This window comes from Colwellia sp. BRX8-9 (genome assembly GCF_014077245.1).
GTDB lineage: Bacteria > Pseudomonadota > Gammaproteobacteria > Enterobacterales > Alteromonadaceae > Colwellia_A.
In genome coordinates this window covers 220,511-235,278 of the sequence record NZ_JACGVN010000007.1, presented here as the reverse complement: position 1 = coordinate 235,278, position 14,768 = coordinate 220,511, and the positions used below count along the sequence as shown (strand labels likewise).

The following is a 14,768-nucleotide window of genomic DNA, read 5'->3' as shown; positions in this document are numbered from 1 at the left end:
CTAAAAACTAAAAACTAAACTAAAAACTAAAAACATTTAAATTACAACATCTAACGTCTTCTCGGTGACAAAAGTGACAGTTAATCCAAATTCCCAAATCGCTTTCATTTTTAGCACGGATATTTATTAGTGCTAATGTTCTCTTGGCGCGCTAATCGGAAGCTACGAGTGACTTCCGCTAATAGCCCAGGCTGTGTGATAACTCTCAGCTTACAATTTTTATGCAACGCTACGTAAATTCAAAGGTAGTTTGACGCCAAACTTATTACAGATTTAAATCTACAGAGCATTTTTTCGTTGATATTTCCAAATTACGAAAGTTCAAAATAGTTTTCACACAGCCTGAGCCAGTTGCGGACATTAAGCCTTTGCTGGTTCATGAGCATATTTAGGACAAGATTAGCCAAAATCTTGTACTAACTTGTGGGGCAGGTTTAAACTCAATACTGCCTGTGGTGTTTCATCTCAGAACGCTAATTTTGCACTTTCCTAACGAGCACTTGGATACGGAGCGGACATTCACTAAGAATACATATTTATTTTTCTATTGGGACGTCTGGATTCCACAACCCTAGCAATTAGTCTAGAGTTACAGTAATTATTAATGAGACCTTAAGAGCTCTTGATTTTAAAACTGTAGGTAAGTATGTAATGGTTAATAAATTTTGGCCACTAATTTATAGTTTTTAACTCGCTAAGGAGGTGAAAGCGCCTTAGGAGTAATACTCTATTATATCTGTATTTTTGAAAAAGCTAATGTCCGGTTTGTCGGGTCTCTTGTCGCCAGATAAGCTAAGGGTAACGTTAGCTGACCTTAGCCTTGGCTTAACTAACGACAAGTGATCCGACAGAGGAGTCTTTAGCAACGGTAAATTTTGAACGCGTTTTTTGGTCACTGTTAGATACGATATAAATATTTTATAACTCAGGTATGCAGGAAATAAACGAGACTAAAAGCATTCATAACAGATGATTGACTCAGAAGATAAGACGGTATGGGAGAAATTTTATTCGCTTGCAGCATAGTTGTCTCTGAGGAAAGCGACACCTTCAACTCAGGCTCCGGAATTTGAGTTGGCGACAGAACCATATACACTATGATTACATACATCAATGACGAAATATAACTAATATGCTTAAGCGAACTAAAGTAGTAATAATTTGTTCTTTATCTGTACTGTGTCTTAGCTGGGGAGCTAATGCTCAAAAGCTTGATTATAGTGTTTTTGGTAATGTACATGTAAGTTTAGACAAGAAAAAAAGTGCTGGCAATGCCGATCTAAACTCTAATACCTCGACCTTTGGCATAAAAGGCGGCCAAAAATTAAATGATAATATAAAGGCTATTTTCAAACTAGAATGGCAACTTGATGTAACGAATAGAAAGAAAACGGATGCGGTAGTAGATAGAGATCAATGGATTGGTTTTAAAGGGAGCTTTGGCAAACTACTCATCGGCACAAGTACCAGTAATTACAAACAAACCTCGTCCAAAATAGATCCCCTATGGCGCACCCAATTAGAGGGACGAAGTGTGCTAATGGCAACATCTTCTCGACGCTTATCAGCAGGAGCTGGGAATGACCGTGGACGATTAACTGATTCTATAAACTATACAACCCCAAGCTTTAATAATTTCAGTGTCGTTGTTAATACCACTTTCTCAGGTGATGATAGCGAAACAAGCGGCATTGGTATCAGGCATGCCACCAAACAATCACTCATTTTTATTGATTATTTTAGTGATGGAGATGTCGGCGGTGTCGGTGACGTTAGCGCAGACAGAGAATCAGCAATAAAAATAGGGGGGTATTATGTGGTTGGAAGCTGGAAAGTAAGTGGGCAAATAGAATCTTCCAAAGATATTGATGGCTCTGATTATATGATGCTCGGAGCGTCTTATAAAATAGATGACACCGGCACGGTTAAATTTACGCTAGGTGAAGCTGACGGTAAAAAGAAAAGCAGCTCTTTTGCACTTTTATACGATTATAAGCTAGGAGATAAAAGTAATGTGTATGTGGGGTATGGTTCAAGAAAAGATGACATCAATGCAGACGATGACATAGTTACTATAGGTGCTCGCTATATTTATTAACTAACATTTAACAGAAGTAGTTAAGTGTTGTAGAGTACCGTCTAGTGGCACTTATTATAGAGATGATTTATTGTTTTTACCCTAACTTTAACTTAACCTCGAACTCAACCTTAAGCTATGGAAATCACTATGCGCTATTTTAAAATAATAAAAAAAACTCTTCCTATATTCTTAAGTTTTTTCTTTACGCTACCTAGTTACAGCTATAGCCAACAGAGTACAGATAAAGTTTACATCGTTGGTGTTGTTCCTCAGTACGCCATTAAAGTTATTCATAGTATTTGGTTACCGATTTTAAAAGAGCTTGAAAAGGAAACGGGACTCAAGTTTAAAATTAAGGGATCTCCTAACATACCTGCTTTTGAAAAATCAATGCATGCTGGTGAGTACGACTTTGTTTATATGAACCCTTACCACCTAGTTTGGTCTCAAGATACCCAAAAATATGTTCCCTTAGTGCGAGACCATGGCAGGCAGTTAAATGGTGTCCTAGTGGTACGTAAAGACTCATCCATTACTGATGTTAAGCAACTTGATGGAAAAACTATCGCTTTTCCTTCCCCAAACGCGCTCGGCGCATCATTATTAATGAGAGCTGAATTAAATAAAAAACATAACATTAGCATTACGCCACGCTATGTTAACAGCCATGATTCCGTGTTTTTAAATGTTGTATTCAAACAAACAGATGCTGGTGGTGCTGTTCAGAGAACACTTAGTAAGCAACAAAGTAAAATTAAAGATCAACTGAAAGTGCTTTATCGCACGGAAAAAGTTAATCCACATCCGTTTGCAAGTCATCCAAGAATTAGTAAAGCAATTGCTGATAGTGTTCAAAAAGGCTTGATGGCAATATCAAAAGATGAAAACGTCAATAAGCTTTTGAGTAAGATCCCAATGAAGAACATGGGCTTAGCTACATTAGACGATTACGATTATGTCAAACAGTTAGGTCTTGATGAATTTCGTGTAGGTAACTACCACAAATGAAGCTGAGCTATAAATTAATTGTTCCAATTTTAACGGGTTATATTGCTATAGGCTCGTTAGTGCATTTTTTATGGATGCCTAAGCTTCTATCTGATGACCAACAGTATTTTATAGCGAGTCAGAACGACATTGTTAAAAGCATAATACCAGAGATTAATCGCAGCTTACTCTCTGGAGACCTAGCTACGTTACATATGTTCCTAGATGCTCAAATGCAGATCCACAAACAATCTTGGGGACAATTACAAGTAAAAGACTCGGCAGGGTTATTAATCTACCCTTTTGAAAAAGTTAGTTTTTCAGTTAATAAAAATACCACTGAGATAAGTATAGCGTTAAGTTATTTAGAGGAGGAGCTAGGGACAGTATTTGTATTAACTGACTGGAGTAAAAAGAGACTCGCAATTGAAACCGAATTAAATCTCTTAGAATTTACTATATTATTCATTTTTGGTGTCATTATTATCACTGGCATTATTTTTCAAAACTATCAAATTAGAAAACCACTCGTCAGATTAACCGACGCGATTACTGAGTTAGCTAAAGGGGATTTTAATTTAGATCATTTAAACGTGAGTAATGATGAAATTGGTCAACTTACTCATGCCTTTCAACAGATGATTATAATACGCCTACAAGCCGAAAAAACGCTAAGAAGAAGTGAATATCATACCAGACTGTTGATGAATGCAGCTCCAGACTTGATATGGTTAAAAGATATTGATGGGGTTTATCTATTTTGCAATGTAGTATTTGAGAGGTTTTTTGGCGCCAAAGAAATAGATATTATCGGTAAGACAGATTACGACTTTGTCGATAAAGAGCTGGCAGATTTTTTCCGAAAAAATGACCAGCGTGCGATGTACGCTAATACAGCTCTTCCCAACGAAGAAAAACTAACTTTTTCAGAGGGTGGTTACCGTGGGTTATTCGAAACCATCAAAACACCTGTCTTAGATGGAAAAGGTAAGCTCTTTGGCGTGCTAGGTATCGCCCGCGATATAACCGAGCGAAGACGCTTAGAAGAACGGCTTCAAATCCACCAACATATGGACTCCATTGGCACTCTTGCAGGCGGTATAGCACATGATTTTAACAATATACTCGCAGCTGTAACTGGGAATTTAGAACTGCTTAGTATGAGTAATGAAAACTTTAACGAAAAGCAAAAATTATTTCTTGAAAGAACAAGAACGAGCACTAACCGAGCCGTCGAACTGACAAAACAATTTCAGTCACTTTCATCTTCACATCTTGATAATGATATGACCATTGATATTTATGATGTAGTAGAAGAAGTCTTCGACTTAATTACTGAAACCACTAACAAACTAATAATAAAAGAAATTAAATTCAATAAAGGTGAGTTTTTTATAACGGGTAATCATGGAGAATTACATCAGGTATTATTAAACCTTGCGACCAACTCAATACATTCCTTAGAAGAGAGAGAAGTCACGAATAATGATTATATTCAGATAGCCGCAGAGAGTTATCAAGTATCAAGCGGTGATAGCATTAAATTGATAGAAGGTGATTATGTACACCTGTCCTTTAAAGATTCAGGAAGTGGAATGTCTGCTGAAGTTATGAAGAAAGCCTTCGAGCCAATGTTTACGACTAAGGATAAAGACAGTAACAAAGGGCAGGGACTTGGCCTTGCAATGGTGTATAATATCATCACAAAACATCATCATGGCTTTATCGAAATAGAAAGTGCGCAAGGTAAAGGAGCCACCTTTCATATCTACCTGTTGAAAGCTCATATTGAAATCCCAACAGAGAGTAAAAAACCAGTTGCCCTAAAGCGTGGTATAGAAACCATATTGGTCGTTGATGATGATGAAATGATTACAGATATAGCTGAGGAAATGCTGACAAGCATTGGCTATAGCGTACTAATAGCAAATGGTGGTATAGAAGCGTTAAAAATTTATGCACAACAGATGGACTTAATCTCTGCAGTTATTTTAGATCTAAATATGCCTCAGATGTCGGGAAAGAAAGTATTCGAAGAGATGCTTAAAATAAATCATGAGGTAAAAGTTATTATTTCATCAGGTTACGGTGAAGAACGTTCGAATCAAGGTGTCTTAGCAGACGCTAGAGGAAACTTAAGTAAGCCTTACGGGGCAAAAGATTTATCACGAGTTGTACGGGATGTTCTAGATTCCTAGTTCTGTACTGACCGTCTGCTCTTAGCTCAGGCTGTGTGAAAACTCCCAGAGTAAAATTGTCATGCGATACTACGTGAGTTAACAGTTAATTTTACCTAAAAAGTTCTACATAATTTAATCTACGGAGCTTTTTTCCTTTGATATTATCCAATAAAGCAACTTTGAAATAGTTTTCACACATAGATGGTCGCCCCCCCATTTACCAAGCCTTCATTTCATGATTTCAAGAGGGTTAAGATTGCAGCCATAGATCCGGACTTTATTCGGGGCTATTTGCCCCTGGTACGTTTATGCCAAACGACCCTTTGCAGGGCCACAAGCAGTATTGGCTTATCTATCCCGATATACACATCGGGTTGCCATCGCGAATTCTCGGCTGGTTGCTATGGATAAGCAAACGGTGAGTTTCAAGTGGAAGAACTATCGTGTTAAAGAGCAAAATAGACATCGAACTATGGCGCTGACGCATGATGAGTTTATCCTACGTTTTTTACTGCATGTCTTACCAAGTGGTTTTCACCGTATTCGTCATTACGGTTTGACTGCCAATACAGGTCGTAAGAAGCACTTGGATAGGGCACGGAAATTGTTAAAAGTTAACGTCCCTATAGTGCCATTAGAGAAAGAGATATCGGGTGAAACAAAAGCACATGAGCAAGCACCTACCTTTGTCTGCCCATGTTGTGGTGCAGGCATGATAGTGACAGACGTATTGCTTCATTTGTATTTGCCTCGTGCACCGCCTTATTGCTGAAATAGTGGTGACAGATTGGCAAAGTTAAATTATCGGGAATGGAGATAAGGGCTAGCCTGGTTCGGTTTACCCACAATTGCCGAAAAGGACTAAAATAAAATAGTATTAGGGGAAATATCTCAGTGAAAAACACGTTGAAGCAACGTAAATTAATATTGATAAAGTATTTTACCCACCAAGTGCGTAATAACATGATGGCGATCGTCATTAACTTAAGGATAAATTTCCGATTTACAATAAGTTATCTAGTTGCTAACCTAACGAAGAATTAAAAACTTAGAGACTGTCCCTATGAACTGTTCACCATTTAATTCAAGTAGTACAAAAACTAACCAGCAAGATTCATTCAACTGAATTTTTACAAAAATATCTTAAAAATCCTACCGATTTCACTCGAAACCGAACGCTTACTTTTCCTCGTTTAATAAGTTTTATGTTGAATGCTTTTAACGGTTCAATTCAAGCTGAACTTTGTCGGTTTTTTAATGTTATCGATGATAGTTATTTATCGACAAAATCAATGAGTACCGCTGCCTTTTGTAAAGCAAGAATGAAACTATCTCACCAGGCTTTTATTGAATTAAACGATGATTTAGTTCAAACGTTCTATCAAGCTGCAACCATTGATAAATGGCAAGGCCATAGACTGTTAGCTGTTGATGGCTCAGTCACACAATTACCTAAAACTGACAAACTACTTAAGCATTTTGGTAAAGCTCGTTCACATGCTGATATGCCTGCCGTGCGTCTTTTGGAAAATAACGTGTGACTTTGCCACCCAATTGCATCGACTATGGCCACTCAATTACATACGCGTTGCCACATAATAAATGACAAATATTCTATAAAGCAGTCATTATATTGATTAGACGAAAGGCCGCTTGGAGCCTAAAGCGGTCATTAACAGCGATAGGTTTTGAGCATTTTACTGTTAAAAAGATGTATGACAATTTTTCCAGATAGATAACTACGCCATCATAAAGGTCGTTCACCAGATGACTTCAAAGCCCGCTAGACAGAAGCGTTTAGGACAGAAATATATATACTTTCTTGATGAAATTTACGGCTTGCGGGTCTAGTAGTAATATCTAACTAAAATAATATTTAGACTGTTTACTTGGACTAGAAATCGTGTTCAAAGCTTTAGTTGAAATAAATTTTAGGTCGGGAATTTTTAACCCTATGTTATTTAATTGACTTATATTAATAGAGCTTATACCTTAGTAATCATAATAATAAAGGGATTTAATCAATGTATTCATCAAAGCTGTGCAAGCTATCAAGCTTGCTTCTCGTCCTATCCATACTTTCTGCTTGTGGCGGAGGTGGAAGCTCAGATTCTGGAGGCGGAACAATACCTCCAGCTACAAATTTAGCTCCATCAGCAAATGCTGGTATCGATCAATCTGTAGATGAAAATACTGAAGTGACACTTTCAGGCTCTGGTACTGATTCAGATGGCTCTGTCTCTAGTTATAGCTGGGAACAAACGTCAGGAACTTCTGTTACGTTGGCAAATGATAAAGCGGCAACAGCAAGCTATACAGCCCCTGATATCAATGCAGATGAAACACTAGCATTTAAGTTAACCGTTACCGATGATGATGGAGCAACTTCAAGTGACAGTGTTAACATATTTACACAGCGTGTAAATCAGCTACCAACAGTCAATGCAGGTGAAGACCACACTGTTGATGAACAAACTGAAATCACTTTATCTTCAGCGGTTAATGACATCGATGGTAGTATTAGTGAATATGTTTGGACTCAAGTAAGCGGTGATGTATATGTCCCATTTCAAGGAAATACAACTAATAACTTCACATTTACAAGCCCAAAAACTGATATAGGTGATTTAACTTTAACATTTAGATTATCAGTTACAGATAATGAAAATGGCACATCAAGTGATGATGTTGTCGTTCAAGTTATAGATTTACCATCAGCAGCAGAAGAAATAGATTCCGATGGTGATGGTGTCCCTGATGTTGATGATTTATTCCCGAGTAATATCCTCGAATATGCCGACAGTGATTTAGATGGCTTGGGTGACAATACCGATAATTGTCCATTTACGGCCAATCCAGAACAGTCGGACACAAATTCTAATGGTGTGGGCGACCTATGTGAACGAGAAAAGGTATTAGTCAGTGGGGTATTCTTAGACTCCCCAACATCTGGTTTATATTATACCAATAATAATGGAGTGTATGGCACCACTAATGTAAACGGCTCTTTTCAATGTTATTCAGGCGATACTGTTATCTTTAGTGTCGGTGAAAATGGACCCTCGCTAGGTCAAACACAATGTAACGAATTAGTTAGCCCGTTTGAGTTAAATGAGGGTGATGAAAGTTTTGATAACTATACTAGAGCAGTTTCAATTGCGAGATTGTTACAATCATTAGATGAAGATAATAATCCAAGTAATGGCATTACTATCACACCTAACACAATAGAACGAATGACAGATACTTCATTCTCCTTAAATACAAAAGATGAATTTGAAACAGAACTCGTAAGTTGGCTTGATGCAAATCAAGACTTAGATTTACGTATCGTAACATTAGCTGATGCGGTATCACACGTACGAGATACGCTCGAAAATAATCCTTTATTCATAAATCAAGTCTGTGAGTACTATTCCACAGGGTTAGAGAGCAAATTAAAACAATATAATCCAGCACCAAACTGCAATGCTTACAAAATGAGTTACTTATTTGATGCTTATATCGCGCCTCAATATTCAAAAGAAATACAACTAATACAAATCCTACAAGATGAAATAGTGTCTGATGTTAAAAAAGTAAAAGACGCAAACATTTCTTTGGTTATTATAGGTAATAGAATTAATGATACCATCTCGAATGCTGCAAGTTTCGATAAATTAAGCGAAAGTGGTAGGGGTATAGCAGCAAAGTTAATTTTGCAAAACACCGTTATATTGAATGAATTTGTTGAAGACATAATGCCATTTATTATGGAAAGTGCTGATTTAACTGATTCTGATAAAAAGCAGATTGAACAATACCGACAGCTAACCACCAAAACACTTTCATTTATTTTGAAAACAGAAAGCTGTTATCAAAGTGCAAAAGAAGACGGTGGACTTTTCAACTTAAAATGTACCGATGCTCTGATAGCTTATATAGCGACATTAAAAAAACTTATAGCGACATACGATATTGATGATAATGATAAAAAGATTTATTACACATTTTTAGACAATATAGTTGTTACTTTGAAAGCAGGGAAAAGCATAACCCTAATTGCAAATATTTTCATAGAATATGACGAATTAATTTCAAATTTACCTGATGCTAACTTTAAAAACCTTAAAAATATAGCCAAAGGTAAAGATATACTAAAGCTCGCAGCATCATCAAAGCAACTCATTGACTTAGCATTAATCCCAAAAAATAAAGATGAAACGGTTTCTAATGACATTAGAAATGGTATTAGTGACACACTGGGTAATGTATTAAATACTGCGGGGTGTTGGTTGCCAGCAAAAGACGGCTATTCATTTCAAAGCAAATCAAAAGCTTGTATAAACGCAGTTACAGGAGTAGCTAAGCAAGCAATAAACGGCCTTTATGCTATTAATGCTACATTTCGCCTTGATAATGTTAGTGAGTTGCGTAACAACGCTAATATTTCTTACGATGCATTAAATACCTATGTACTTTATGGCGGTAACTTAGACTTAATGCAAAAAGCTAATTATCCGCTTAGTAGTCTTACTATTGCAGATGAAATATTGTATTTAGAAGAGATTTCATCAAGACTTTCACTCGAAAATGGCTGGATATTTACTGACTATAACAAATCTCAATTGATAGATGATTTTGACGACAAGTTATATCAGTTATTAATTTTAAATGGCAGTAACAGTAGTGAAACCGATTGGGAATCTGTATTAGTCGTCGATGCACCTAGTAGAATGTTTGTTAATCAACTTTATCAAATTGATTTAAAGGCTAATATATATGTTCCTTATTTCAATAATGTTTTAGACAAAGATGCCTCAGGTATCCGTGTTTTATGTTCTTCAGAAAATAGTAATTATTCTAAATTATCTCAATATGAATATATTCATCAGCTAGCAAGCCGTGACAACATCGTTACGTCTTTTGAATTAGAAATGTTACAAACAGGCGTTAGTAGCTTAATGTGTGAAGTTCGTAGCAGTAGCAGTGAAGGTGGCCGCATACTCAGCAAACGCAATATAACAATTGCCGTTGTAGAGCCAAGCGATTCTACAGACCTAGATGAAAATGCTTTAAAGGTCGTAAAAGGTGTAAGTTTCTCTGATTTAACTTTAGCGAAATGTGTACAAAGTCATGTAGATACAACAGGCATTAATAATTTAGCTGACCTACAAGTGTTAAGTTGCAATGATCAACAAATAATCAATGCTCAAGGCCTAGAATTTTTAACGGGACTAAATTCGTTAGATTTATCAAGAAATTCATTAACTAAAATAGATTTGAGTACCTTAACAAACCTTGAGAAATTAAATTTAACTGAAAATAGTTTGACTGAAATTAATGTTACTACTAATACTCAATTAGAAGAGCTTAATTTGTCATTTAATCAGCTTGAAAGTGTAGACCTTCAATCAAACGTTAATTTAACCTTTTTAAATGTAGGCAATAATAAGCTACAAACACTTGATATAAGTAAAAACAAAAATATCATTTCACTTTCTGCGTCAAGTAACCAGCTTAAAGAGATAGACCTAACCAATAACACAGTATTAGTTGAATTAGATCTTATGTTCAATGAATTCCAAAACATAAATATCAATAATAACGTTTTGCTACAAGTGTTACTTCTTTCAAATAATAGTTTAAACGAGATAGATCTTAGTAATAATACCGAGTTAACGAATCTATTAATAAATAGTAATAACTTAACCACAATTGCTATCCCACAAACCGCCCCGTTAGAACATCTTAGAATTGACGACAATCCATTAACGCAAGCAACTATTGATTATTTACTTGCACTCCCTGGCTATGGTTTTTCTTGGGAGGTACCTGAAAATGGTACGCCAGAAGTTGTCTCTATAATACCTTTAGCTGCATATGTTGACACTCCAACCCCATTTACTATTACAGGTATAAATTTCCCAGAAACCATGAGTGCTGAAATACAAGGTGCACTTTGTGACGAGAAAGTTTTAGTGTCATCAACAAGCTATACCATGATGTGTCAAAGCGATACAGAAGGTGATTCAACACTAACCGTCTATGAAATAGAAGACTTAGTAATGGCAAACGGAACGCATTCGATAGAAATCACAGATATTCCAGTGGTACCACCTACTTTAATCCCCAAGTTTATCGACCTTAATCCAAGAACTGTCATATCAGGCACTTCAGATGTACTCTTTGCAGTAAGTGGTACTAACCTACCAAATACTTTAGCCATGGCTCTTGAACATTCAGATACGTGTACATCAGTAACCTTAAACAGCGCAGGAACAGCAGCGACAATTACCTGCGACATACCTGAAACAGAACTAACGCAATTAAAATTTTATGTAAAAAATAAACCTGGTGCCGAAGGTGGAGATATCATCACAGGTGCTAATAACCTAACTATTAACATTACGCAACCAGATGTAGCGGTTGCTTATACCTTTGATTACCCTTTAGGTCATAAAGGTATAGATGATAACGGTGCTGTTATTGAATTTTCAGAGCAACTCTCAATAGAATCGAATAGCGCCTATGAGACACAAATAGGAATTGAAGATAATCATAGTCGCTCGTGTAATGGAGATAACACAGAATGTTCGGCAGATTACGTATCATCAAGCTGGCGTAATGCGCAAGATGTTGGGAGTTATTACAGCTATTTTACTGGGTTACATCCAGGTGAAGATTGGAATAAAGGTTCGAGTGACAGTGATGCTGGTGAGCCAGTATACGCAGTGGCGAATGGTGAACTCTTTGGTATTCGTTCTAGTTATAGTACGCCGCAGAAAGGAGCGTGGACTATTGCTATCAAACATACCTTACAAGATAGCAGTGAAATTTACTCAGTTTACACGCATGTTACTGCATTATCAGAAGTCGATGGTGCAATATCCTCAAACACTGATAGCTTTAGCCTTCCTCAAGCTATAACTAAAGGCCAAATGATTGGTCGAATTGCGAAAGGTAATAATTCAGTAGAGGGAATGACATTATCCCCTTCACATCTTCATTTTGAATTAAGAAATAAATCGCCAGGTACTATTAGCGATTTATGGAATACTCAAGATGGCTATGCTAGTGGCTATTTTCAAACAGCAAACGATAGCGCTTCAATTATTGCTGGTATGATTAGCATGCAAAATCTTGGCGTAATAGACCCGTCAGATTTTATAAAAGCACATAGAACAGTTACTACTGTTCCTAACAACAATATAGTATTGGGTGTTACCTTTATCGACGCAGCATTTGCTGCTTGTGTACAAGAGCATGTTACCGCTCAAGCTAGCTCAGCACTAGCTGATTTAACTTTACTTGATTGTAGTAACCGCAATATAGTAAATGTTAGCGAACTAAGTTATATGACGGGTCTTGTCAGCCTTGATTTGCACGACAATCCAATAGTTGAAATCAATTTAGATGCTAACCAAGCATTAAATACCGTTAATCTACAAAGTACAGACTTGTCACAAACTACCTTAGATTATTTGGCGACCGTCAATTGGGTAGCTAGCCTAAATTACTCAAGTAATGAGCCACCTCAATATGATACCACGTCTTTCATCACGATTTGGCGAGTTGAAGATAACCAACAAATAACCATTCCAGTAAATTATGACTATGAGTATGACTACACTGTTGATTGGGGAGATGGCAGCCCCATAACCACCGAAAATGGTTATGCTACACATGAATATACAAGCGCAGGAGAATACACGGTAAAAATAGCGGGTACTTTCCCCGTTATCGAATTGATTATTTCTAGCTCTAAAGATTTGATTTTTAGCATTGAACAGTGGGGGAACATTCAATGGCAATCAATGAGAGGGGCATTTGCTAATTGCGTTAACTTGAAAATTAATGCCGTAGATGCTCCCGATTTAACTGCTGTGACAGATATGAGCTTTATGTTTTACAAAGCTGACGCTTTTAATGGCGACTTATCCAATTGGGATGTTAGCTCTGTGACAAATATGTTCGGCCTGTTCTATGGTGCACAAAACTTCAATAGTGATTTATCCAATTGGGATGTTAGTGCGGTGACTAATATGGGGAGAATGTTTTACTATGCAGAAAGCTTCAATAGTGATTTATCAAATTGGGATGTTAGCTCTGTGACTAATATGGGCGGCCTGTTCTATGTTACACAAAACTTCAATGGCGATCTATCAAATTGGGATGTTAGCTCTGTGACTGATATGAGATACATGTTCGATGGTCTAGCTCTCTCTAATAGTGATTTATCCAATTGGGATGTTAGCTCTGTGACTAATATGGAGGGCATGTTTTATGGCATAAGTAGCTTTAATGACGATATATCCAATTGGGACGTCAGCGCTGTGACTAATATGAGCAGTATGTTTTCTGGTTCACGAAGCTTCAATGGCGATTTATCCAATTGGGATGTCAGTGCTGTGACTGATATGAGCTTCATGTTTTTTGGCTCAGATAGCTTTAATGGCGATATATCCAATTGGGACGTCAGCGCTGTGACTGATATGAGCCACATGTTTTATCAAGCTGAAAGTTTTAATGGCGACTTATCCAGTTGGGATGTCAGCGCTGTAACTGATATGAGAGACATGTTTTATGGCATAAGTAGCTTTAATGACGATATATCCAATTGGGATGTCAGTGCTGTAACTAATATGGAGGGCATGTTTTATGGTTCACGAAGCTTCAACGGCGATTTATCCAATTGGGATGTCAGTGCTGTAACTAATATGGAGGGCATGTTTTATGGTTCACGAAGCTTCAACGGCGATTTATCAAGCTGGGATGTCAGCGGTGTGACTGATATGAGCTTCATGTTTTATGGCTCAGATAGCTTTAATGGCGATATATCCAATTGGGCCGTCAGCGCTGTGACTGATATGGAGAGTATGTTTGCTGGCGCTTCAACCTTTGATGGCGATTTATCAAGCTGGGACGTGAGCGCTGTGACTGATATGAACAGTATGTTTTATAACGCAGATAGCTTTAATGGCGATATATCCAATTGGGCCGTCAGCGCTGTGACTGATATGAGCTACATGTTTTATAACGCAGATAGCTTTAATGGCGATATATCCAATTGGGATGTATCGAAGGTAGAGTCTCATGAATATTTCTCTAATAGCGGCTTAGTCACTGAACCTATTTGGCCTTACACCGTAAGTGAACCTAACTTAGTTGCTGAAATTAATGTTGAAAAAACAGAGTATAGTACAGGCGAATCAATAAACTTTACGGGTGTGTTCAGAAACATAGGAGATGATTCCACGCCTCAAGCTAACTTAACATTCTATAACTCTGAAGATAATGTTATTACGGCCACAGATACTGAAATAGTTATTGGTGAATTTACCTTTCTGTTGTTGCCTGATGAAGTTAAAACGACTAATGGTTATTCAATCGGTACATCTGGTGAGTATTACTTTGGTGTGTGTGTTGAGGTTATAGCAGGTGAATCAAACACAGGCGATAACTGCTCTAATGCCATACAAATAGTCGTTAATTAACAAACGGTAAACTACCGAGGAAAGCCACATTTAATTCACTAATTG

General features: G+C 37.1%; 6 protein-coding genes. All 6 read left to right on the top strand.

Going from position 1 to position 14,768, the window contains the following annotated elements:
- The first annotated feature begins 1,132 nt into the window (after window positions 1-1,132).
- The 6 genes from H4J70_RS08425 to H4J70_RS08400 all read left to right on the top strand — a co-directional run bounded on the left by H4J70_RS08425 (window position 1,133) and on the right by H4J70_RS08400 (window position 14,723).
- Entirely contained in the window at window positions 1,133-2,098 is a 966-nt protein-coding gene (locus H4J70_RS08425) for a porin (RefSeq protein WP_182250925.1), read from the top strand.
- A gap of 129 nt (window positions 2,099-2,227) precedes the next feature.
- Window positions 2,228-3,088 (top strand): phosphate/phosphite/phosphonate ABC transporter substrate-binding protein, encoded by an 861-nt coding sequence (locus tag H4J70_RS08420; RefSeq protein ID WP_182250924.1) that lies wholly within the window; start codon window positions 2,228-2,230, stop codon window positions 3,086-3,088.
- Window positions 3,085-5,265 (top strand): hybrid sensor histidine kinase/response regulator, encoded by a 2,181-nt coding sequence (locus tag H4J70_RS08415; protein WP_182250923.1) that lies wholly within the window; start codon window positions 3,085-3,087, stop codon window positions 5,263-5,265. The genes H4J70_RS08420 and H4J70_RS08415 overlap by 4 nt, the downstream gene beginning before the upstream one ends.
- Window positions 5,266-5,515: 250 nt before the next feature.
- Entirely contained in the window at window positions 5,516-6,019 is a 504-nt protein-coding gene (locus tag H4J70_RS21015; protein WP_182250934.1) for a transposase, read from the top strand.
- A 433-nt stretch (window positions 6,020-6,452) separates the two neighbouring features.
- Window positions 6,453-6,788, top strand: a complete 336-nt coding sequence (locus H4J70_RS08405) for a hypothetical protein (RefSeq protein ID WP_259368024.1) — start codon at window positions 6,453-6,455, stop codon at window positions 6,786-6,788.
- 483 nt (window positions 6,789-7,271) lie between these two features.
- Window positions 7,272-14,723, top strand: coding sequence for a BspA family leucine-rich repeat surface protein (locus H4J70_RS08400; RefSeq protein WP_182250922.1), 7,452 nt, complete (start codon window positions 7,272-7,274; stop codon window positions 14,721-14,723).
- The last annotated feature ends 45 nt before the right edge of the window (window positions 14,724-14,768 follow it).

What these genes read in the sequence shown, in the direction of transcription:
- H4J70_RS08425 (WP_182250925.1), top strand. Translation starts at nt 1,133, where the DNA reads ATGCTTAAGCGAACTAAAGTAGTAATAATTTGTTCTTTATCTGTACTG.
- H4J70_RS08420 (WP_182250924.1), top strand. Translation starts at nt 2,228, where the DNA reads ATGCGCTATTTTAAAATAATAAAAAAAACTCTTCCTATATTCTTAAGT.
- H4J70_RS08415 (WP_182250923.1), top strand. Translation starts at nt 3,085, where the DNA reads ATGAAGCTGAGCTATAAATTAATTGTTCCAATTTTAACGGGTTATATT.
- H4J70_RS08405 (WP_259368024.1), top strand. Translation starts at nt 6,453, where the DNA reads ATGTTGAATGCTTTTAACGGTTCAATTCAAGCTGAACTTTGTCGGTTT.
- H4J70_RS08400 (WP_182250922.1), top strand. Translation starts at nt 7,272, where the DNA reads ATGTATTCATCAAAGCTGTGCAAGCTATCAAGCTTGCTTCTCGTCCTA.